We start from the raw sequence: 24,083 nt of genomic DNA on the forward strand, positions 1-24,083 counted from the left end.
AATACATGAACTAAACAGGGAATAATTTTAAAATGAGACAATTACTCAAGGGGGCTCTTCAACTAATGAGGGTATGCTGAAACAGATAAATAGAATGACCTGAATAAATAATTTCCGATCGGGATAAGGATGCTTTGAAAATGAAGGGTATCTTTAATAATAAGTCTTCTTGTATGAGAAAAAAGAAAGTTGCTTCCCTGTTTGTGCGTATGCACCCTTTACAGCGCGTATTAGTGAGTTTGGGATTTACCGTTTTGATATATATAGTACTTCTATTACTGAAGATAGAAGTACATCCGCTGGTGTTATCTGCCATGCTATGGGATATCTTCGCTATTTCCTACATTGCTACCGGCTGGATTGTATTTTTTAACCGAACTACAGACGAGATCCGCACCTGGGCAAGAATAGATGATGGCAGCCGTACTTTTGTTACGCTTACAGTGGTCGTAGCTTCTGTGGCAAGCCTGGTACTGGTGTTGCTAATGATGTTGTCTAAAGAGCTGACGGGGCTTTCAAAAGTCCTGTATCTGCCGGTAGCTGTTTCGGGGATGCTGGCCTCATGGACAATGGTACATACTATTCTCACTTTTCATTATACCCATCTCTATTACGACGATGATGAAAATGATAGTACCAAACATGCAGGCGGTCTGGAATTTCCACAGGAAAAGAAACCTGATTATATTGATTTCGCTTATTTTGCCTTCGTGATCGGTATGACCTTCCAGGTATCGGATGTGGATATCACCGGCAGGATGATCCGCCGTACCGCATTAGCGCATGGTTTACTCTCCTTTTTGCTGAATACATTTGTAGTGGCATTAACTATCAACCTGATCGCTGGTCTGAAGGAGTAGACCGTCTCAACAGCAGTTTTTTTTCATAATCTTCTTACCTTTGGTAAAGATTCGAAAAAAAGTTTTGGTTTGTAAAACATTTTCCTATCTTTGCAATCCCAAACGAAACGCCGCGTTGGTCAAGGGGTTAAGACGCCTCCCTTTCACGGAGGAATCACGGGTTCGAATCCCGTACGTGGTACAAAGAAATACTTCTATTTTCATTAAGCTGCTCTTCCCAGAGCAGCTTTTTTTATGGGTTGAAATGCACCCCCCTGTAGTTTTAAACCAACAGGGGACGCAGCACCATATGAATTTATAACAACAGGGAGTGCACATACCCTCGGTTGTTGATTACTTTAATGACATGGATTGATTTATAACATCCGGGAGTACACCTACTCCCTGTTATTGATTTCTTTAAAGATATCACTAACGAAGTGGGCGCGGCGTAATAAGCATCCCCTTTCTCTGTAAAAAATTGATGCTGTCCTTTGTGAAAAGAGTCGCCCCAACCATAAATCCGGAGCTGGCATACATCACCCGTAAAACAGCGTTCCGATCGGGGGTAAAATAAAAGTCTGTGGGAAATCCCGGAAATCCATCAGTATCACAAACGCCTGCTAACTGAAGACGGTCGTATGCAACCAGTGGTTTCCAGCCATCTGCCCTGAGATGGATAGCGGAATTTACTGGTTACGCAATATAACCCGGTTGGCGGTAACGATCTTACAAAAATGAATGCTCCCCCTTTTATCACCCCTCCTGCATCAAATTCACAACAACATTTAGTACATTTATCTGACAGCACTACTTCCCCTGAACTTGAAATGAGTAATAGTCATATAAAGGCACATGCCCAACAATGGCAAACTGTAGCCAGGTATGGTTTTTACCTGCTGTGGATATTGTTATCCCTTACCACGGCTACTGCCCAGAAAAGGGAAACACCTACCTATAATTTCTCCCATCTCGATATCAGCAACGGATTGGCCAGTAACCACGTATCAGCTATACTGCAAGACAGGAAAGGATTTATATGGATCGCCAGCACCGCCCTGCAACGCTATGATGGCGCTAACCTGGTAACGGTGGCCAGCTTCGACAGGGTGCCAGGCTCCATTTATTACGACGATATCTGCCTCTGCGAAGATAAAAAAGGCCGTATCTGGATGGGCACTCCGGATAACATTCGTGTGTACGACCCCATTACAGATAAGGTAAAAGCCCTTCTGGTGGCCGATCGCAACGTTCGCCCCGAAGGATTGCAGTGCAGCCAGATCCTCGAAGACCACGAAGGCGTGATCTGGGCCACCACCCACGACGGCCTCCTGCGGTTCAACGAAAAAGACCTTAACTTCCGGAAAGCAGACGTTATCCCGGAAGCAGACCGCATCCAGATGATGGATGCCATCATGGAAGATGAAAGCGGGAACCTCTGGATCAGTGGTAAACACGGTGTATACATACTGGACCGCCAACGAAAAAATCTGTACAACTCTTCCAACAACCCGCAACAACTGCCGGTGCTCAACATCGATAACACCTTCAGAAAAATATTTACAGACAGTGAACACCAGATATGGATGGCCGGCCGTCACGGTATCCTGTACAATTATGATCCCCGTTCCCGGCAACTTGCCCACTATACCTTTGAACCACCCGGCGGAAAAGAAAGCGATGAAGATTATGACGCCATCTTCGACCTGGTAACCGACAGCGACAAAAATCTATGGATAGCCACAGAAAAAGGAGGAATACTACGTTTTAACCGCGCCCTGAAAAAATTTGATCTGAATATCATTGCTAATAACGCAGACGAAAAAGGGTTTCATTACACCTACGAAGCCAATTGCTTCCTGAGCGACCGTGAAGGCCACCTCTGGATAGGCACCGACCTCGGTGTGAATATCCTCAGCCTCCATAACAAAACATTCCGCCTCCTCGATAACAGAACCGTTTTCCCCAATACTTCCCAACACCTGCCTGCAACGGAAGTAACGGGCATCTTCCAGTCGTCCGGGGGCGATGTGTATGTAGGCTACTGGGGAAAAGGCTTCAGCCGCTTAAACAAAAACCTGGAACTGGTCCGCAACTATGTACACGACAACGGGGAACCGGCATATACACTTCCCGAAGAGCGCGGACTGGTATGGACTTTCGCAGAACTGAAAAATGGAGATATCCTCGTGGGGCAGGAAAACGCCTATATCTCAGTGTTTAATCCGGCCACCGGGAAATTTATCAAACATCTCACCTCTCCCGTTCTCTATGAACAAACAATCCTGAACCTGCATCCGCAAAACGATACTGCCGTTTGGATAGGCTTATACAAAAGAGGGCTGGCCCGCTGGAACCCACAACAAAATACTTTTCAACACTATCATGAAATAATAGATTCATTAAAACGCCCGGTTTCGGTAATGGATATTGTGCCCGATGGAGATTCCCTGCTGTGGCTCGGTTCCAGCAGCGCCGGCCTTATTCAGTTCAACATCCGTTCCCGGCGTATTGTACACCGGCAAACATTTGAATGGAATACAAAGGTATACAGCAATATCACCAGTCTTCACCGCTTTAATGATACGACTTTACTGGCAGGTACCGATCACGGTTTGTGGATCTGTAATCCACGCATGCATACCTATAAGCCGCTTCTCACCAACACCAAATTGTTTGATCAATGGGTGCTGAGTATGGAAGAAGACGGCCCCGGCAGGATATGGTTCACCACACAATACGGATTTTACCGCTATCACGTAGCGGATAACCGGCTGGAAACCTTTATCCAGGGAGATGATATTATTGATAATACCCGCAAGGTGAGACGCCGGATCGTGAAACTGGCAGATGGAAACCTGGTCGTAGGCGCCTCCGATCATATTGTTGCTTTCGATCCCGCCAGCCTTAGCGCCGCACCGCCACCGCCGGATGTAACCATCCTGAACCTGAAAGCGCTCGACAGTATCATCCTGATCCAATCAGCGCTGCGCGACAGTACGCCGGTTACCCTCAGCCACAAACAGAATTTTATCAGCATTGAATTCAAAAGCCTGCAGTACCACGACGAAAGGATCCGCTACTATTACCAGCTGGAAGGGGTAGACGAGAACTGGGTGCTCACAGATAATATCCTGATGGCAAAATATACTAACCTGCCCCCGGGAAATTATACATTCCGCGTGCGCGCTGTAAACACTGCCGGTACCTTTTCACAACACATCAGCACGCTGAAGATCTTTATTAAACCCGCCTTCTGGCAAACTACCTGGTTCCGGCTGTTATGCCTGCTGCTGGCTGCTTCCCTGGTATATCTCTACTACCGCCTCCGTATTGCCGGTATTAAAAAAGAAGCAAAACAACGCGAAGCCATACAGCAACAAATTGCCCAGCTGGAAATGAAAGCGCTGCGTGCACAAATGAACCCGCATTTTATTTTCAACGCGCTGAACTCTATACAAACCTTCATGATGAAAAGTGAAACGGAACAGGCGCTGGCCTACCTGAGCCGCTTTGCAAAACTGATCCGCAATGTGCTGGATAATTCACAACTCAATAATACTACAGTGGCACAGGAAATCGGTGTGTTGGAAAACTACATGGAACTTGAAAAACTCCGCTTCACTGATGAATTTGAATACGAGATCATTGTTGATCCTTCTCTTGACGCCCATATGGTAGATGTGCCCACCATGGTAATTCAACCCTTCGTGGAAAACGCCATCTGGCACGGGTTGCTGCACGATAAAGGAAAAGGGAAGGTTACCATTACCTTTAAAAAGGTAGATGACCGCATCCTGTGCACGATTGAAGATAACGGTATAGGCCGGGAAAAATCAGCAGCCATGAAAAGGATGAATAAACCCCGTCACCAGTCGCGCGGACTGCAGATTACCCGCGATCGTCTTTCGCTGTACAACAGCCGCTTTAATGTAGATGCCAGCTTTGATATTGAAGACCTGGTAGATGAAGAAGGGAAAGCGCTGGGAACAAGGGTGAACTTATGGTTCCCGTTTGTGGAAGAGTAGCAAATGGAAAGACCATGCCCGGCCTCTCCATTTGCGGGAATATTATTTATGCAAGGCCAATCTCATAATGACGGTCCGGGATCTCAATATCCAGGAAACCTTTTTTAAACAGCCATGCCTTAAAGATCTGCTGCACATCGTATTCGCCATGTACCAGGAAAAGTTTTTTTATTTCTTTGGGATCCTGGCAGGCAAGCCACTGGCTCAGGTCTTCATAGTCGCCATGCGCGCTCATGGAACGGATCACGCCTACCTCCGCATTTACATGAAAGCGGGTGCCGTAAATAGATACCTCTTTCGCACCGCGCATCAGCTTACCGCCCAGCGACTGTGGTTCGCAATAACCCACAATCAGGATGGTATTGCGGGCATTATCGATGTTATTTGCAATATGATGTTTCACACGTCCTGCTTCGGCCATGCCTGATGCAGAAATGATCACGCAGGGCTCCTGTCGGAAGTTCAGCGCTTTGGATTCATCTACTGTTTTGATATAACGTAAACCGGGAAAGTCGAACGGATCATCATCCTTTTTCAGGATATTGGCTACATCCCGGTTAAATACTTCAGGATGCGCTTTGGTAACCGCCGTAGCTTCCGTGGAAAGAGGGCTGTCTACAAAAATATCCACCTTTGGCAGCTTACCCGCCAGTTGTGCGTTGTTCAGTGCATACAACAGCTCCTGTGTACGTCCTACGCTGAAGGCAGGAATGATCAGTTTCCCTTTTTTTCCTACGCAGGTTTCCCGGATATGCCGTAGCAGCTCATCGTCGGCAGGAGCGGCATCTGCATGCAGGGTACTGCCATAGGTGGATTCTATCAGGATATAATCCGCCTGCGGAAATACCTGCGGCGATTTCAGGATCGCATCGTTATAACGGCCAATATCGCCGCTGAAAGAAACCTGTTCTGTTTTACCGTTCTCGGTGATGCGCAGGTGCACGGATGCCGCGCCCACAATGTGCCCCGCGTCGGTAAACATCAGTTGTATATCCGGGTCAATATTGGTCCAGGTATTATACCCCATCGGTTTCAAACGGTCAATAGCCAGTTTGGCATCGTCTATAGTGTACAACGGCTCTATAAAAGGCAGCCCTTCTTTGGCCATTTTTTTATTGGTGAATTTCGCATCATCGCGTTGTATTTCCGCGGAATCGAGCAGCAGTATCTCCGCCAGGTCGCGGGTAGCAGGCGTGCAGAAAATACTGCCCCTGAAACCCAGTTTCACCAGTCGCGGTATAAGACCGGAGTGGTCAATATGCGCGTGGGATAACACCATGTACGTTACTTCCTGCGGGTCAAACCCAAACTCCCTGTTAAGGGAATCTGTTTCATGGCCCATGCCCTGGAACATACCGCAATCCAATAAAACCTTTTTGCCATTCTTAAGTGTGATCAGGTGTTTTGATCCTGTAACAGTGCGCGCAGCGCCATGAAATGCAATTTTCATATCTGAAATTTAGGGCGAACATGGTTCACCATTTTACGATTTACATTTAAACGACCAGGTGATGGCGAAAGAGGCAATTAATATGCCGTCTTTATCCCTGCCTTCACTATGAAGGGTAACTGTTTCTGCGGAATTATCGTTCAGTGCACGTTCTATGGCGGCTCTCAGCAGTGGCAGCTCAGCGCAGGTGAAGATGGTAATACCGGTAGCCTTCTTTACAAAAGAAGATTCCATCCCGGTAACAAGCATGGATACACGACGCGGCGCACTGCGCACATACATCATGGCGGGCAAACCGGTGCTTAACTCAGCGGCCATGGCCAGGCAGGCGAAGTACGTGGAACGGAAAGGGTTTTGCGATAACCAGCGGAAGGGAACAGTGGTTACACAGGTATTGGTTTCCAGCGATTTTAACCGCACGCCCGAAAGCCACGCTGCCGGTAGCTTCCAGAACAGGTAGGCTGAAAACTTAAACGGATGCCGTGCAAACTTTTGAAAAGATTGCACAGCATCCGTGTTGAAAGTGGTAATGCCGTTATCCATAACGAGTTTATTCGTTGATGTAATGGGAAGGCTGCAAGGCAGCGGGTGACCATTGTTTCAGGAATTCCTGCACTTTCTTCCTATCATAGGAATCCGCCGATTCCAGCAACCCTGAATTCTGCGTATGCAGCCGGTTGCCTTTGGCATCCAGTATCACCAGCACCGGGAACCCGAAACGCTGCGGATAGCCCAGCTCTTTCAGGATAGGCAGGTTCTTGTTTTCTTTGCTGTAGTTAAGATGATACACCACATAATTATCATTCAGTGTGGCTTTCAATTCAGCATCATCTTCTACAAACTTATATAGTCTTTTACACCAGATACACCAGTTGCCGCCGATCTGCAGCAATACGTGCTTGTTTTCTTTAGCAGCCTTTTTTTCTGCAGCAGCGATATCTGCCTTCGCATCGGCAGATGGGTTGTAAATATGTTCCAGGTCATGTGTTTGCGCCTGTGTGGCAGGAATCGCAAAGACTATACTCAATAACAACGTCCAAACAAACTTCTTCATAAAAAACGATTAATCAGGATATCTAATTTACACTATATTTTGCACATACGCCTGGATGGCCAGCTGGGCTTTACCAGGGTCTTTCAGCTGTAACTGTACAATATCTTTCAGTTGTTGCTGAAGCACGGGATCATACACCGGCACACATACCTCTATCCTGCGGTGCAGGTTACGGTTCATCCAGTCGGCGGAGCCCATATATACTTCTTCCTGGTTATTATTATGGAAGATGAATACCCGCGCATGTTCCAGGTACCTGTCTACTATACGGGTAATGCGGATATTTTTGCTTTCAGGAATATCTGCCACCAGGCAGTTAATGCTGCGAACAACCAGGTCTATCTGTACCCCCGCCTGGCTGGCTTCATACAGCTTGCTGATCATTCCTCTTTCCTGCAGATTATTTATTTTGATGATGATCCTGCCCGGCTTCCCTTCTTTTACGTTCACAATTTCCCGGTTGATCAACCCGGCAAAGCGCTCCGTCATATTGAACTGCGCTACCAGCAAATGCTGGAACTGTAAAAACTGGTAACCAACCGGTTGTTCCCTGCTTTGCAGGTAAAGGAACAGCAGTTCCATCTCCCGGGTAATATCCTTATGACTGGTAAACAGTACATGATCGGTATAAAAACGCGCTGTGCTTTCGTTGAAATTACCTGTGGCAATCAGGCCGCAATAATCCCATTGATAGCCGCGGTTACGCTTTACCAGCGCTGTTTTGGCATGCACTTTCATACCGGGTATACTGTAAATGAGCTTTACGCCGGCATCCTTCATTTTCTTTGCCCAGCGGATATTATTGGCTTCGTCAAAACGGGCCTTCAGTTCTACGAACACCGTTACTTTTTTCCCGTTCTTCGCTGCACTGATCAGCGCCTGCGCTATCTGTGAGCCGGAAGCGATACGGTACAGTGTTACATATATCTCCGCAACATCAGGATCGGCAGCGGCTTCATTGAAAAAGCGAAGGATATAATCATAACGCTGGTAGGGAAGATGTACCAGCAGGTCCCGTTGCAGCACCAGGTCCAGCAACCGGTCGGTAGCAGCAATGGATTTGTTTTCCGACGGAATAACTTTTGGATAATCCACCTGCTGTAATCCCGCCGGCGCCGGCAGGTTAGCCAGGTCTTTCAGGTTGTGGTAACGGCCGCCCATCACCTGTTCGTCTTCCTGCACATCAAACTGGATAGCCAGGAAATGCAGTAGCGACCGGGGAATGGTGGCATCGTAAAGGAAACGGGTAGGTACGCCCAGTTCCCGTTTGCGGATCAGCGTTTCCACTTCTTCCAGGATATCGCCTTTCATTTCATCCATATCCATTTCGGCGTTACGGGTAAGCTTTATGCTATGGCAGCTTTCCACGGTATAGCCGGGGAACAGGTAGGAGAGATGGGCGCGTATAATATCGTCGAGGAAAGCAATGTAATGCACTCCATCCAGCGAGGGCAGCTGTTGAAAACGCGGGAGTGCGGAAGGTATATTTACAATCACGTACTCCTGTATACCGGTATTTTGTTCCGGTACCAGTGTTACGGCGAGGTATAACTGGTTGTTTTCAAGAAACAGCTTTCCCTGTTTCCCGTTGAGCCATACCGGTTGCAGGTAGGCCAGCAGGGTAGTAAGAAAATAGTTTTTGGTAAAGGGTAGATGGGCGGCTTGAAAGGGCTGGTTATAATACAATTGCACGCCCCGGGCCTGCAGATCCGGTAACACGCTACCGGTAAAGATCTGCCCGTATTCCTGCTGCTGCCGGTTTATTTCCTGCAACACCTGTTGTAATGTATCACTGCTGATGGATTCATTTTCGCCGGCATCCGGATCATTCTCCAGCACTCTATTGATAGTAAGAATGGCTGGCATCCTTACCCGGAAAAATTCATCCAGGTTGGAAGAAAAAATGGAAAGGAATTTAATCCTTTCGTATAGCGGTACCTGTTTGTCGGCCGCCATCAACAACACCCGGTAATTAAACGATAACCAGCTCAGATCGCGGTTATATAAAGGAACACCCATGAATCATTATGCTTTTACCGGGAAGAAAATGGCTGCGATCAGGAAAGCAAATACTGAAATGATCAGGCCAAACATGAAAATGTTATAGGAAATACGCAGCAGTTTATATTTATGGCCAAGCACTACGCCGAGGTAGTAAATGTCTCTGGTCATGCTGCTGTACAGGAAATCTGAATCGTCCATCATCTGTTTTATTCCCCACTGGTATTCTTCCAGGTGCATCTTATAAAAGTTGCCAAAGAACAAAAGGTTGGCATCTTTCTTTTCAATATCTGCTTTGGTAAAAATACCACTGGTTACATTCGGGCGGGTGGCCAGTACGGAGAAGATGACGGTGAGCACCGCGGTGAACAGGAAAATAATGGAAGGGATCACCATATTGGGATAATCTTCCAGCCGCCTTACCAGCACGCTCAATATCACTGATATGATAATGGAATTCACCGAAATCATGATATGCGCTTTGCTGTCGGCCATGGAACTGAGCCTGATATGATTGGTGGAAGTGGTTCTGAACATGGTTTCCACGCCGCGTTCCGATTTGCCGCTTTTCTCTTTGTCCTTGTTTTTTTTCTTTTTCTCCGTGGCAGTTGCGGGAACGCCTTCGGCGCCTGGTGTAACCGCGGCGGCGGCAACAGAAGTAAGATGTTCTTCGTCAGCCTCTTTTGTTTTCTTCTCCAGCTTCTTTTTCAGCTTTTCCAGGTTATCATCCTTCTGTTGCTTGAACAGGGTTTGAGCGTAGTCGGTCCAGTAATGATGCTCCGTCAGGAACTTGATATTGTTGTTCAGCCATTTGATACCGGGGATGTCTATCTGGTAGGTAAGCTCCATTTCCTGCCGGAGCAATTTGTTCCGGTCGGTAAATTCTTTGGAGCCCAGGTGGGAGAGGTCGGCATCACAAACAATCTGTTCTACCAGGTTCTGGGGCGACTGTGGCATTTTGGTAGCCAGGATAGCGCCCTTTACCATCAACTGAACATTTTCAGGCACCTGTTGTTGCTGTAAGAACTGCAATGCCTCTTTGGCGCCGTTTTCTTCGTGCGCGCTGCCTTCGCCCAGCAGGTAGCCGGCATCATGGAACCAGGCAGCTACATAAACGGCCGCTAATTCATCGTCCTGCAAACGGTAATGGGCAGCAATCTGCCCCGCAGCCTGCACTACCTGTTGTGTATGTACGAGATTATGATAAACCAGGTTAGGGCGCGGATGTTGCTGATACTGGGCTATAACATAGTCCCGGGCTGCATCTATAATAGCATTGTTTTGCATAAGGAAGACGAAAATTAAGATAAGGAACTGCGAAATACGTTTTATTACTTTGCACTTTATGGTACTAATAACGGTATGTTCGCTATTTCGCGTATTACAAATCGCAAATTGAACCTAAGTTACTGCATTTTTGAGTTAAATTTATGCTATAAAGTTACACTATGGATGTCCGGATCGGGTTAATCTTTCTCCTTTTCTTACTGTCATGTAATCTGAGCGACAGGGAACAAAAAGTATATGCTTCCCCCCAGGGATATGACCTGAAAGAGCCGGTACGCTACCGGGTCAGGGAATCCATGCAGGAAATTTCCGGCATCGAATTATTCCCCGATGAGCACAAAATTATGGCCATCAACGATGAGGAAGGCCGCATTTACCAGTTGGATGTACTGGCAAAAGAACCTTATCCCCATTTTAAATTTGCAAAGGATGGCGATTATGAAGATATATGCCATACCGACAGCGGATGGTTTGTGCTTAAAAGTAATGGCTCCCTGTTCCATGTGCACGGCCTGTTCACCGACAGCGTATACAGCGATCATTATAAAATGGAAAAGCCGGGGAAAAAGGAGTTTGAAACCACTTATTACGACCGCGACAACAACGGTATTGTAATGATCTGTAAGAATTGTGAAGATGATAAAAAGCTGGGTGTTACCAGCGCCTACCGCTTCAACCTGGCCAGCAAAACATTTGATACCACGGCCATCTACCGGTTCAGTAACCAGGAAATTGCCCGCCTGGCCGGATCAGATATGCGCTTTTTCAAACCATCGGCAGCAGCCATTCACCCTATCGAAAAACGGTTGTATATCGTTGCTTCGGTAAACGGGCTGCTCGTGATCGCCGATCTCCAGGGCCACGTACAGGAAGCCTACAACCTGAAACACCGCTTGTTCCTTCAGCCGGAAGGCCTGGCCTTTGCTCCGAACGGCGATATGTATATTTCCAATGAAGGCGGCTACGACGGTACTGCCAATATTCTTAAATTTAGTTATAAGTCCAGATGATCAGATCAACCATAATCTATATTGCCTTACTCATTTTTGCCTGCACCACCGGTTATGCACAGTCGCCACAGGTAGTGAAACGCGTGATCCTTATCGGTGATGCCGGGGAGCTGCACGATAATGGCAAAAATTCCGTTGTGGACGCTGTCCGCAATACTTTCGACCTGCAGGACAACCGGAATACCATCCTGTTCCTGGGCGATAACGTATACCCGAGAGGGTTACCCGACTCCGGCAGCAGCAAATTTCCCAAAGCAAAGGAAATCATCGATTACCAGATCAACCTGGTACGCGGCACCAATGCAGAGGGGTATATTATTCCCGGTAACCACGACTGGGACAAAAGTAAACCCGATGGATGGGACATTATCCGTAACCAGCAACATTACGTGGATTCCCAGCACCTGGCCAATGTGCACTTTGAGCCAAAGGAAGGTTGCCCCGGCCCTACGGAAGTAAAGATCTCCGATAATATTACCCTCATCATCATGGACAGTGAATGGTGGGTGTTCCCCTATCAGAAACCGGGCATCGAATCGTCCTGCGATTGTAAAGACAACGACGAGGTGCTCAACAGGCTGTCGGAAATAGTAGCCATGAACCGCAACAAGCTGATCATATTTGCTACCCACCATCCTTTCCGCAGTTATGGCATCCATGGCGGATATTATACTATCAAACAACATATCTTCCCGCTTACCGACCTGCGCCCGGCCCTGTTTATACCATTGCCGGTGATAGGCTCTATCTATCCCATTGCCCGTGGTGTTTTTGGTACCCCGGAAGATATCCCCAACCCTAAATACCAGCAGATGATCAAAGGAGTGGAAACAGCCCTGAAGCCACATGGCCCCGTGGTATTTGTTTCCGGCCATGATCATACGCTCCAGCTCATAAAAGATAACCAGAACGCCTATGTGGTAAGTGGCAGCGGCGCAAAAAATAACCGCGTAAAGAAAGGGGCCAAATCATTGTTCGCCAGCACCGCCAACGGTTTCAGCGCTATTGAGCTGATGTCTGACAGTACCGTGCGGGTACAGTATTATATTGCAGACAACGGCGCACAGCCGGTGTTCACCAATACGTTGTTCCGCCTGCAGGATATCCCTCAACAGGCGCTTGCTTATCATCCGCCGGCATCATTGCCGCCGGCTATCAAAGTAGCTGCCGATACACAGTATATCCATGTCTCCAATTTTCATAAAAAATTATTGGGCGAAAACTATCGCCAGGTGTGGGCTACCCCGCTGAACTTCCCGGTACTGGACCTGAAAACCGCCAAAGGCGGCCTGAAGATCCTGCAACGCGGTGGCGGAAAACAAACACATTCACTCCGCCTGGAAGACAGTACCGGCACCGAATGGTCTATGCGCTCCCTGAAAAAGTTCCCCCTGGCGGCCATTCCTGAAATGCTGCGAGAAACCATTGCCCGCGAAGTAGTACAGGACCAGATCTCTGCCGCCAATCCTTACGCCCCGCTGGCAGTAAGCGTACTGGCCGAAGCCGCCGGCGTGCCGCATACCAATCCTACTTTTGTATACCTGCCGGCAGACAGCTCCCTCGGCATTTATGCAAACGACTACGGCAACGAAGTGTTCCTCTTTGAAGAAAGGGAGCCCGTTACCGGCAGCAACGATAAAACATACAACACACCAAAGGTACTGGCTAAGATCTGGGGAGATAATGATGTGCACATCGACCAGAAATCCGTGCTCCGCGCCCGTATCTTTGATATGTATATCATGGATTTTGATCGGCACGATGACCAGTGGCGTTGGTATAAAGAGAAACATAAAGGAGAGGAATATTATTACCCTGTGCCACGCGACCGCGATCAGGCATTTTTCCTGAACGGCGGTTTTATTCCCCGCCTGGCAGCCCGTCCCTGGTTTATGCCGGCCATACAAGGCTTCCGGAATGATATCCCGGATATCAACGGCTTTAACTTCAGCACCCGTTATTTCGACCGCTCTTTCCTCAATGAAATGGATGAAAGCGACTGGAAGAAACAAACAGATAAGTTGTTAAAGAAGATGACCGACAGCGTGATCGACGCTGCTGTAAAAGCTTTCCCCGATACTATCCGGTCGCTGGTAGGCCCAATGATGATAGAGAAATTATCCGCCCGTCGAAACATCCTGGAAAAGAATACCCTCAAATATTACCGCTTCCTCGCCAAAGGGGTGGATGTGCCGGCCACAGAAAAGAATGAGCTTATCACCGTTGAAAAGCAGGCTGGTGGCAAGGTAGCGCTGGATATCTTCAAAATCAGCAGGAAAGGAGCCGTTCAGCAAAACATCTACTCCCGTACTTTCGATCCTTCGGTTACCAGGGAAGTAAATGTATACGGCATGGGAGGCAACGACCGCTTCGTGGTAAAAGGAGATCATGCAACCCCGATCCGTATCCGCCTGGTAGGAGGCAAGGACGCCGATACTTATATAGACAGCACCTCGGTAAAGGCAGGCAAACGGGTACGCATATACGATCAGCGCACTGGTAAAGATACCTTTGCACTCACCGGTAATGAGCAACGCCGCCTGTCGAACGATCCGGCCAATATCAAATATAACCGCAGCGCCTTCCAGTATGAAAAAGCAATGCCGTTACTGGCTGGTGGCTATAACCGCGATGATGGCGTTTTACTCGGTTTAGGCTTTTCGCTTACCCGCCATTCCTGGCGCCGGGAACCATTTTCCACCAGGCACCTGTTCACAGCCACCCATTCGCTGGCCACCCGCGCCTGGAACTTCCGTTACGAAGGAGAGTATACAGATGTGATCGGGAAAACAGACCTGCTGTTGTTCGCCAGGGCAAAGGCGCCAAACAACACCATCAACTTCTTTGGTTATGGAAATGAAACAGTGTTCGATAAGTCGGATAACAAAACCATTTCCTGGTACCGGGCACGGTATAATTTCTATACAGCAGAAGCATTGCTGAAAACAAGTATAGGCAATCATATGACCATTGCATATGGACCTTCTTTTAATAATTACGCATTTAATAAAGATGAAAACCACGACCGTTTCATTACTGATTTTAAAAATAACGGGTTGGATTCTGCAGGCATCTATGCCAATAAAGCATATGCAGGAGGTAAAATAGTAGCCACTATCGATACCCGTAACAACAAGATCATTCCTACCCGTGGTATCCTGTGGACCACTACATATGCCGGTAACTTCGGAGTGAACAGCAACAGCTATAACACCACATCGCTGCAATCGGATCTGAGCCTCTATATGAGCTTCCGTATCCCGGCCAATTTTGTGATCGTAAGCCGCTTTGGCGGTGGTAAATTATGGGGCAATTACGAATACTTCCAGGCGCTTACTGTGGGTGGGGTACAAAACCTCCGCGGTTATCGTAACTACCGCTTTGCCGGCGATGCCAGTGTATATAACAATACGGAAATACGCGTGAAGCTATTTGATCTGAAAACGTATATCCTGCCGGCCGGTGTGGGACTTATTGCCTTTAATGATGTGGGTCGCATATGGAGAGAAAATGAAACTTCGCATGTTTGGCACGACGGATACGGAGGAGGCGTTTATATAGCGCCTATCAATGCGTTGATCATCACAGCGGTGGTAGGGCATTCCAAAGAAGAAACAGTGCCTTATATCACCTTCGGGTTTAAATTTTAGGAAGAAAAGCATGTATCAAAAACTGAGCAGGCGCCTTAATAAAAAGAGGAGGGGTATCAATTTTGATACCCCTCCTCTTTTGCCAGGGATATATCATATCAGTAATTCGGGTTACCGTTGATACATCCTCTTTTTTATATTGTAGCTTCCATATTTACTTTTACGCGGAGCGCTTTCAGGCCGCTCACTCCCTGCAATTCTTCCAGGTCCAGCATTTCAATTTCCGGGAGCAGTATTTTCTTGCTTTGCAGGAAAGTGATATACTTTTTCAGTTCTTCCATTTCCCTTACATAAGAATATACCATAGCAATGGTACCAGGTTGCGTTAAGCGTTCGCCCGTATCTTTTACATGTACTTTATCGATACGTTTTTTGATGATCTCGTAACGCACATTATAGGCGCCTTCCACATCAAACCGGCGTTCATCGCTACGGAAACTGATCGTGATAGGAGCGCTGTGCATCAGGATCATCTGCGTGGTTTGCAGCGGCACTTTTAATTTAGGTCCCAGTTTATGCGTAAGCCTTGCAATATGCGCCATAGAGGAAAGTTGCCACAGGCGGAGGTTTCGCAGGTATAGCTGGTCAAATTTCTTCTCCTGCGCTATAGACTGGCCAATATAAATAGTGTATTCTACGCCATCGGTACGGTACTTTTCAAAATAGCATGGGAACGATTGCTGTATGTACTGCCGCTCTTTCTCCAGGTACTGGCTGATAGCCATGTTAATGTTGGCAAGGCTCTCTTCGTACTCTCTCCGGTGATGGTAAACACGCCCTTCCGATTTGTCCATCTGGGTAAAGTAGCTATTCAGCAACGGCTTCAGGTCTTCATTGTCTTCACACAAATGTTCCAGTACCGGCTTAATTTCCTGGTCCATGAATTCGTTCACTTTCAGGTCTTCACCTGCCTGCAGGCTGTTGCTGAGGTTCTCCAGCAAATCGTTTGTTTTAAACTGCAGTTCTTCCAGCAATGGCAGGTGAATAGTTTTACCGATGGTTTCCAGGGTATCCCTGATCAGTTCCAGTTGTTCCTGCAGATCTTCCCGGATGGCGGCGCCCTGTTGTATAGAGGAATTGCGGATATCCACAGCGCCGTAAAGCGGGTATACTTCATCAAAGCTGATGCTTTCAATATCTTTCCTTTCTTCCTCTGGTGTGAGCAGGTAGTTCCATGCGGCATCCACAAACTTCCATTCCACAGCGGGCTGTAATGCGGTGAACTGGTCTTTGATCACTTCGTTCAGCCGGCTTTCCAGGATGTTCATGCTGCGGTTCAGCATCAGTACCAGCAGCGGATAGGTGTTTTGCAGTTTCCACAGCGGGTCGGCCGATAATCCGTTGGGGGTGGAAGAAGCCAGTTCCAGTACACCCAGTATTTCTTTTTTATGGGTGATGGGGAATATCACGAAGCTCCGGATATTCTTAATGGGTAAATATTTCAGGAACGCATGCGGTGCAATGGAATTTTCATTCACATCGGGAACAATCAGCGGTACCGGCTTTTGCTGCAGGTGATCCAGCAGGAGCTGGAAGAAATGTTGCTGTTGTTTTTTGTTGCCTACGCCAAGTATCGGGTCAGTAATGGAGAATTGTTCTTCCAGTACATTTTTGCCGTTCACTTTGGGGAAGGGTACCAGGTGGGCAGTTACATCAGGCAGGCCCAGGATCACCGGTATCATTTTTTCTACCGTCCGGTAGCTTTCCACTTCGTTGCTGGTGCGCATGTTCATCACCAGGCTCTTGATGTTATTGAGCGATTCCGATTGGGTTACATCCTTTACGGTCCATATTACAAAGCCTTCCAGGGAAAACATGCTGGTAGGCAGCAGCTGTTGCAGGGCTTCCGGCGTGATCTGCTTGGAACAGAACATGTCGTAGTTCAGGTTCGGCAGTTCACCGTTCACTTTTACATCCACAAACCTGGGATCTATATTCACTTTCACGTAACGCTTACCTCCACCGGGTGTTTCCACGGTATGGATAATCTCGTTCTTATAGTTCATCGGGAAATGGAACACTTTTTCCAGGATCAGTTTATACAGCCAGGTGATCTTGTCTTTTTTCACCTGTGCTATGGAAATGCCGTCCGGAACAGCAGCTAATTCAGAACCGTTGTCTGTGAACAGTTGTTTAAAGACATCAGAATAATGGAAGATGGCGAACTTAAACGGAACGCCTATGCCATAGATGTCCTTGCTGGAGTCTGTAGTAACCGGGAAAATAGCGGCTATCAGCAGGTCCAGGTATTCTTTATAAGGCGTAAGATCCGCATCGCTGGGAATAGGCTTGAGTACCGCCGGGTTGCTTTCAAACTTGTCAATGATCAGTTTATAGAAAGAAGAGCGGGCTTCTCCTTCATGGGATACCTTTTCCTTCAGATAGTTCAGGAATGGTACGAATGATATATTGGACTCAATTACTTTATCATCGTTAAATACGCCGGGGTGTGCAGTTAAAACTTTCATATTGTCGTACAATTATAACCAAAGGCTGTCCTTTTAGTGCCAGTAATAAACTTCTTATTACAATTTACAGTAAAACATTGCAGGAATAACAGAGGAGGGTACTATTGTAGACGCAAAGGTAGGGGAAATATTGTATCAATTTTGAATTCCGGGATTCAGGTATTTGTCAAAAGATGCTATGCATTTGATAATCAAATACCTGAATCTGTCGAAATCCGGAAGATTTATTGCAATTCGATCTGGTTTTTAAGCAGATCTTCCAAAGTATCACGTTTACGGATCAGGTGCGGCTTACCGTCTTTTACCAGTACTTCCGCCGGTTTCAGGCGGGAGTTGAAATTAGACGACATTTCAAAGCCATAGGCGCCGGCATTGTAAAACACCAGGTAATCGCCTTCCCGTACTTCGTTGATCTTACGGTCCCAGCCAAAAGTGTCTGTTTCACAAATATTACCCACTACGGTATAGATCCGTTCCGTGCCCTTAGGGTTGGAAATGTTGCGGATCAGGTGGAAAGCATCGTAGAACATCGGCCTGATCAGGTGATTGAAGCCGGAGTTCACCCCTACAAATACGTTGGCGGTGGTTTGTTTGATCACGTTTGCTTTCACCACGAAATAACCGCTCTGGCTTACCAGGAACTTTCCTGGTTCAAACCACAGCTGCAGCGGGCGTACATAAGATTTAGCAAAGTTGTTGAAGGCTTCGCTCAGTTTTTTACCCAGCAGGTCAATATCCGTTTCGGGATCTCCCTGTTGATAAGCCACCTTAAAGCCGCTGCCCAGGTCAATAGATTCCAGGTCGGGGAAGTGCTGTACCATTTCAAACATTACTTCCACACCGCGCAGGAACACATCCACGTCTTTGATTTCGGAGCCGGTGTGCATATGCAGGCCCGTTACCTTCAGTTTAGTGGAATTGATAATGCGTTCAATATGGCGCATCTGGTGAATGGAAATACCAAATTTGCTGTCGATATGCCCGGTGGAGATCTTAAAGTTGCCCCCTGCCATAATATGCGGGTTCAAACGTATACAGATCGGGTAGCTGCCACCGAACTTATTGCCAAACTGCTCCAGGATGGAGAGGTTGTCTATATTAATGATTACGCCCAGGTCTTTCGCTGCAATGATTTCCTGCAGGTCCACACAATTGGGGGTAAAAATGATATTCTTCGGATCAAAACCCGCGCGGAGGCCCAGTTGTACTTCCTGGATGGACACGGTATCCAGGCCACAGCCAATGGAATTGATGTACTTAAGGATATTGATGTTGGTCAATGCCTTACAGGCGTAGAAAAAGCGGGTGTCTGCCTTGTGAAACGCTTTCTGCAGCTTTTCATACTGGGTCTTAATCTTTTCTGCATGGTAGATGTATACCGGGGTACCAAATTCTTCTGCTACTTTCACAAGGAAATCGGCAGCAAGTACGTCGCTTTGTTTAGGCATTGAAAATCCTTAGTTTAAGAATGAGGATGCAAAATTACTACGCAAAAGTGAGAAATTGTAGAAAAAAGGGAGAATCCCTTTAGCGGAGACGTATTATTAAAATCAGGTATTTATATGGAATTGTACAAATTTGACAGAACAGCTTTCAAGATCAAGACATTTGCTGAGGCGGATGCAGATAATTGGATTTAAGCCTTTCGCTGGAAGAGCGGGTACGCCAGGCATGGTATCTTATCTCAAAAGCGTATGGTTTTGATCCGGATAATCCGCCACGGATGGATAAGACTGTCTTTTCATGTTGGAAAATAAATCAATAATGGGGTCGATTCAATGATGATTTCAGAGATTTCATCAGGGCTTTAAATAATAATCAGGTTGAATATATTCTGGTAGGAGATATTAAGAAGGGGCAACCCGGAACAGGTTGCCCCTTCTTAATAGTATAATCCCGCCGCTCATTGCAGATTATATTTATCCACCTGTGTCAGCTACAGAATGGCAGCAGTATCACCATAATATTTATTGACAGGCACAACAGCTTCCCACAATGGCTGACGACCAGCTTTGGAAAAGATACTATCGGCAGCAATATAATCAACGCTTTCATAAAGCGTAACTCCATCCCCATTAAAGGATTTAACCCCGGTAATGGCTATTTTACTGCTTTGCCTGAGCAACACCGTATATGACTCCCCGGTAGGAACAAAGTTGTGGCGGGCATTTACATTGTTAATATTTACCTGGGTCGACTGTAACACCTGGATTAATCCAGTCGCCGCCTGTATCGTGTTAGTGCCAACCTGAACAACAATTAAGTTCAGATCAGATAGGGTCACATCAGTGCCAGATAGCAGCATGATCTCATCATTAGACCTGGCAGCCTGGCTTCTTGAACTAAAACTGCAATCTCTTATTACCACACCGGTAAGTTGCGGATTAGTACCAGCACTGGCCCTTAATAAAATATGCCTGCTACCTGTAGCATATTGCAGCCTTTCAAAGTTGCTCGAAGCAATCATAATATTGTTGGGCACAGAGAGATTATTCTCAATACAGGAAATGGCAGTTCTGCCATAAAATAGCTTCGAATCAGAAAGACTAAAACCAGGTGCATCGCTGATACTGATACCATCTATCCCTGCATTGTCTAAAGTAGTAATACTACAATCTGAAATACACACGTCCGGTGCATTCTTAATGCGGATAAACGGGGTTTGCTCTGTTTGCTGAACTATCCTGCAATCCATAACAGCCAGGTGATCACAGGCAATTGCTCCACTACTTGTTTCGATATTGAGGAACCTGCCGCAGGCAATGTCTGAACCACCGATGCTGATGTTGGCACTATTGTCCAAAATCTGGAATGCGGTAGTTACATTGCTGGGCGCCAACGTACTGATGTTATGAAAACGGATATCCTTACTGCCCCGTGAATACATAAGATAGGTGCAGGTCCCGTTGTATAAAACATTGCTGATAAGTGCAGTTTTTACCGGTTGCAGGCGAAAAGCCCCGATCAGCGGGGTCGTTGTCATTTTTTCTGTTGAAATAACGGAATTGCTGATGATCAGTCCATTGAAATTGGAAGCCTTGACACAGGATTTTTGGATGTCAATAAACCTGTTTTGATCTATCAATATGTTATGGCAGATATCAAAACGGTCGTCATAGTCATCTATAGTGATTCGGATAGCATCCGCGTCCGTGTCAAGGGGGCCTGTATTCGAGGGATGTTTTATGGTATAGATATTCTTGAAAATGCAGTTGGTTATACTTACGTTGGACGGCTTGCTATAAACAGTTTTATAATAAGTAGGCAAGGAGGGATTATCATAAGTTATATCCTGGCTGGCTAATATAAATATTCCACCACAAAAGCCGGCATTTTCCTCAGCACCATTGGCATCTCCCATGGCGGAAATGTTTTCAAATCTGACATTATCCAATACAATATTGCAGTTCGCCATATCTGCAATAATTGCATATTGATTCCTGTTTTCAGTTGAAGGAACTGGAGGAGCGGATGTTTTAATATTTTTAAAAACGCAGTTGTTAGCTATAATACCACCTCCAGGGGAAACATAGAGAATGGCTGTTCTGACTGTCTGGTCTAACGCATCAAATATTACTTTCTCCAGGTTCAGGTTGGCCAGTACTGAAATCCGCGAAAGAGGAAACAAGGAAATTGTTCCATTTCTTAGAGATGTAGCTCTTGCTGACGTCATATCAGCTACCTTATAGTTACAGTCAACGAGGTCCACTTCATCAAAGTTATTCATACAAATGGATACCGGAGTAGTGTCGTTGGAAGCGCCATCTCCTTTGGCGCCAAACCACTTTGGAGTTACGGCCCCGCTGAAGATCCTCAGCCAGCTCCCGGTATGACCTGCCACTTTAATAATTGTACCGCCATTATCTGCCGCTGTTGAAGTGGCGTCCCAATAAAATTCACCACTACCTCCATCTCCCGGAGCGTAGTATCCCAACAGGTGGCAATGTTCATTGGTTACAGTACCGGCAGTGAGCCTCAAATCATTCATAGTTGCTACTATCATGTCTTTTCTTTTAGGGTTAACAATGAGTAGCAAATATCTGATCCGGGTACGCATGGAACGTGCGTGAGGAGAAAGCAAAGTGGTTCAAATAAAAAAAGGCGCCTCTCAAATACAAAAAGGCACCTTTTCCAAACAATTCACCCCATCACTCTTCTTCCTCTCCTTCCATAAACCCTTCAATACTTCGGCGGTCTTTCTTCGTGGGCCTTCCTATCTTACTCTGGCGTTTACCGGTCTGGAATACGGATGGAATGTACGCTGGCGCCAGTTTGTCTTCATCCGGGGTATTATCGATGTAATACTTAATAGCTTCGGAATAGGCCACCCTGTTCGAGATCAGCCCTGTTACCTCTATCACCCATTTCCGGGCTTCACCTCTGATTTCAAACTTATCGCCTATACTTACTGGTTTAGCGGCTTTTACAGAAGCGCCGTTCATCTTTACTTTACCGCCGTCGCAGGCATCTGCAGCCTGGCTGCGGGTTTTAAACACCCTGATAGACCAGAGGTATTTATCTACGCGTACTTTTTCGGTATTGCTCATATTCAAAACTTTAAGCTGGCGGCAGCCGCAGCTGCCGCCAGTAATGCTATTTACTCAGTTCCGCAAAAAATTTGTGGAAATAAGGAATGGTTTCAATGCCTTTGTAATAATTGGCTAAACCATACTTCTCGTTGGGAGAATGCAGGTTGTCGCTATCCAGTCCAAAGCCCATCAGTACTGTTTTTAGCCCCAGTTCCTTTTCAAACAGTGCTACAATGGGAATACTGCCCCCACCGCGCACGGGGATAGGATCTTTGCCAAAAGTAGTATGGATGGCCTGGTGGGCAGCCTTGAATGCTACAGAATCAGTAGGGGTAACATACGGGCTGCCGCCATGATGCTTCGTTACTTTCACCTTTACGCTCTTGGGCGCAATGGCTTCAATGTGTTTGGTGAACAGGTCTGATATCTCGTGCCAGTCCTGGTTAGGCACCAGCCGCATGGAAATTTTGGCAAAAGCCTTAGACGGCAATACGGTTTTGGAGCCTTCGCCGGTATAGCCACCCCAGATACCGTTTACCTCCAGCGTTGGCCGGATACCGGTTCTTTCAATGGTAGAATATCCTTTCTCTCCCCAAACATCATCTATACCAAGATCTTTTTTATATTCTTCTTCATCAAAAGGCGCGGCGTTCAGTGCTGCTCTTTCTTCTGCGCTCAGTTCCTGTACTTTATCATAGAAGCCGGGAATAGTGATGTGGTTATTTTCGTCATGCAGGGAGGCGATCATTTTGGCCAGGATGGTAGCGGGGTTAGCCACTGCGCCGCCATATACGCCACTGTGCAGGTCGCGGTTAGGACCGGTTACTTCCACTTCCATATAGGCCAGTCCACGTAAACCGGTATCAATAGACGGGTTGTCGAGGCTGATCATGGAAGTATCTGAAATCAGTACCACATCAGCTTTCAGCCGTTCTTTGTTTTCTTTCAGGAAGATGCCCAGGTTAGCAGAGCCAACTTCTTCTTCCCCTTCTATCATGAACTTGATATTGCAGGGAATAGTGTTGGTTTTGTGCATGGTTTCAAAAGCCTTTACATGCATGTAAAATTGGCCTTTATCATCCGCGCTGCCGCGGGCATATATGTTACCGTCTTTGATCACGGGCTCAAACGGGCCGCTGTGCCACAGTTCCAGCGGATCTGCAGGTTGCACGTCGTAGTGGCCGTATACCAGTACGGTGGGTAAGGAAGGATCTATGATCTTTTCGCCATAAACGATGGGGTGACCAGCCGTTTGACAAACTTCCACTTTATCAGCGCCGGCTTCTTCCAAACGTACTTTTACTGCTTCCGCACACTGTTGGGTATCTTGATTGTGACGGGAATCCGCACTCACTGAAGGAATGCGTAACAGCGCCAGTAATTCTTCCAGGAAACGATCTTTATTCTCTGCCTGGTAATCTTTCCAAACTTGCATGATGCTATGAAATTAAGTTCACAATGTGGTGCAAGTTAAAGGAAAATCAACATTTGCAGATTTAGATAGTTTCAAAGGGGAGAGCATTACGCTTTAGAGAAATGGCAACAGCGGTCCCTCTCTGTTTGGATAACCTCCAATGTCCGATACTCTCCCGTTTGTGATTTACTAAAATCCAGGCTGATAAGCACTCGCGGCTTTACCGTATTTTTAATAAAAACGTTAACCCAAATGGCAAAACAAACAGGAATAAACACTTTTACAGGCAAACTGGGTAACCTGATCGGTTACCGGAGGAACGGACAATACTTCCTCCGCTCCATGCCTGAAGC

The 24,083-nt window shown here is 46.7% G+C and carries 14 protein-coding genes and 1 tRNA gene; 5 read left to right on the forward strand and 10 right to left on the reverse strand.

Annotated features, from left to right (window positions below):
* The first annotated feature begins 173 nt into the window (after positions 1-173).
* From VIM72_RS17150 to VIM72_RS17160, 3 genes are all read left to right on the forward strand, one after another.
* On the forward strand, positions 174-860 hold the full coding sequence (locus tag VIM72_RS17150) for a DUF1345 domain-containing protein (RefSeq protein WP_332004050.1): 687 nt from the start codon (positions 174-176) through the stop codon (positions 858-860).
* A gap of 109 nt (positions 861-969) precedes the next feature.
* A tRNA-Glu gene (locus VIM72_RS17155) sits at positions 970-1,041 on the forward strand.
* A 628-nt stretch (positions 1,042-1,669) separates the two neighbouring features.
* Positions 1,670-4,867, forward strand: a complete 3,198-nt coding sequence (locus tag VIM72_RS17160) for a ligand-binding sensor domain-containing protein (protein ID WP_332004051.1) — start codon at positions 1,670-1,672, stop codon at positions 4,865-4,867.
* Between the two features lie 46 nt (positions 4,868-4,913).
* Here the strand turns inward: VIM72_RS17160 and VIM72_RS17165 are convergent, their stop codons facing one another.
* The 5 genes from VIM72_RS17165 to VIM72_RS17185 are packed head-to-tail and all read right to left on the reverse strand — an operon-like array spanning position 4,914 to position 10,659.
* A complete protein-coding gene (locus VIM72_RS17165) occupies positions 4,914-6,317 on the reverse strand; it encodes an MBL fold metallo-hydrolase RNA specificity domain-containing protein (protein WP_332004052.1) in 1,404 nt (467 codons plus the stop codon).
* A 33-nt stretch (positions 6,318-6,350) separates the two neighbouring features.
* Positions 6,351-6,860: a DUF4442 domain-containing protein gene (locus VIM72_RS17170; RefSeq protein WP_332004053.1), complete on the reverse strand. Its 510-nt coding sequence runs from the start codon at positions 6,858-6,860 to the stop codon at positions 6,351-6,353.
* A 7-nt stretch (positions 6,861-6,867) separates the two neighbouring features.
* Entirely contained in the window at positions 6,868-7,371 is a 504-nt protein-coding gene (locus tag VIM72_RS17175; RefSeq protein ID WP_332004054.1) for a thioredoxin family protein, read from the reverse strand.
* Between the two features lie 27 nt (positions 7,372-7,398).
* On the reverse strand, positions 7,399-9,390 hold the full coding sequence (gene ppk1 / locus VIM72_RS17180; RefSeq protein WP_332004055.1) for a polyphosphate kinase 1: 1,992 nt from the start codon (positions 9,388-9,390) through the stop codon (positions 7,399-7,401).
* Positions 9,391-9,396: 6 nt separating this feature from the next.
* Positions 9,397-10,659, reverse strand: a complete 1,263-nt coding sequence (locus VIM72_RS17185) for a Pycsar system effector family protein (protein WP_332004056.1) — start codon at positions 10,657-10,659, stop codon at positions 9,397-9,399.
* A gap of 161 nt (positions 10,660-10,820) precedes the next feature.
* Between VIM72_RS17185 and VIM72_RS17190 the strand changes: the two genes are divergently transcribed.
* Both VIM72_RS17190 and VIM72_RS17195 read left to right on the forward strand, forming a co-directional pair.
* Complete coding sequence (locus VIM72_RS17190) at positions 10,821-11,669, forward strand: hypothetical protein (RefSeq protein WP_332004057.1); 849 nt, start codon at positions 10,821-10,823, stop codon at positions 11,667-11,669.
* The gene (locus tag VIM72_RS17195) at positions 11,666-15,319 is read left to right on the forward strand and encodes a BamA/TamA family outer membrane protein (RefSeq protein WP_332004058.1); all 3,654 of its coding nucleotides are present in this window, start codon (positions 11,666-11,668) and stop codon (positions 15,317-15,319) included. The genes VIM72_RS17190 and VIM72_RS17195 overlap by 4 nt, the downstream gene beginning before the upstream one ends.
* A gap of 134 nt (positions 15,320-15,453) precedes the next feature.
* Here VIM72_RS17195 and VIM72_RS17200 read toward each other — a convergent pair whose 3' ends face one another.
* From VIM72_RS17200 to VIM72_RS17220, 5 genes are all read right to left on the reverse strand, one after another.
* Positions 15,454-17,787, reverse strand: a complete 2,334-nt coding sequence (locus VIM72_RS17200; protein ID WP_332004059.1) for a GAF domain-containing protein — start codon at positions 17,785-17,787, stop codon at positions 15,454-15,456.
* Between the two features lie 224 nt (positions 17,788-18,011).
* Complete coding sequence (gene lysA / locus VIM72_RS17205; RefSeq protein ID WP_332004060.1) at positions 18,012-19,235, reverse strand: diaminopimelate decarboxylase; 1,224 nt, start codon at positions 19,233-19,235, stop codon at positions 18,012-18,014.
* Positions 19,236-19,723: 488 nt separating this feature from the next.
* Entirely contained in the window at positions 19,724-21,790 is a 2,067-nt protein-coding gene (locus VIM72_RS17210; protein ID WP_332004061.1) for a hypothetical protein, read from the reverse strand.
* A 145-nt stretch (positions 21,791-21,935) separates the two neighbouring features.
* Positions 21,936-22,334, reverse strand: a complete 399-nt coding sequence (locus tag VIM72_RS17215) for an RNA-binding S4 domain-containing protein (RefSeq protein ID WP_332004062.1) — start codon at positions 22,332-22,334, stop codon at positions 21,936-21,938.
* Between the two features lie 46 nt (positions 22,335-22,380).
* The gene (locus tag VIM72_RS17220; RefSeq protein ID WP_332004063.1) at positions 22,381-23,751 is read right to left on the reverse strand and encodes a dipeptidase; all 1,371 of its coding nucleotides are present in this window, start codon (positions 23,749-23,751) and stop codon (positions 22,381-22,383) included.
* Between the last annotated feature and the right edge of the window lie 332 nt (positions 23,752-24,083).

This window comes from Chitinophaga sp., assembly GCF_036569185.1.
Lineage (GTDB): Bacteria > Bacteroidota > Bacteroidia > Chitinophagales > Chitinophagaceae > Chitinophaga.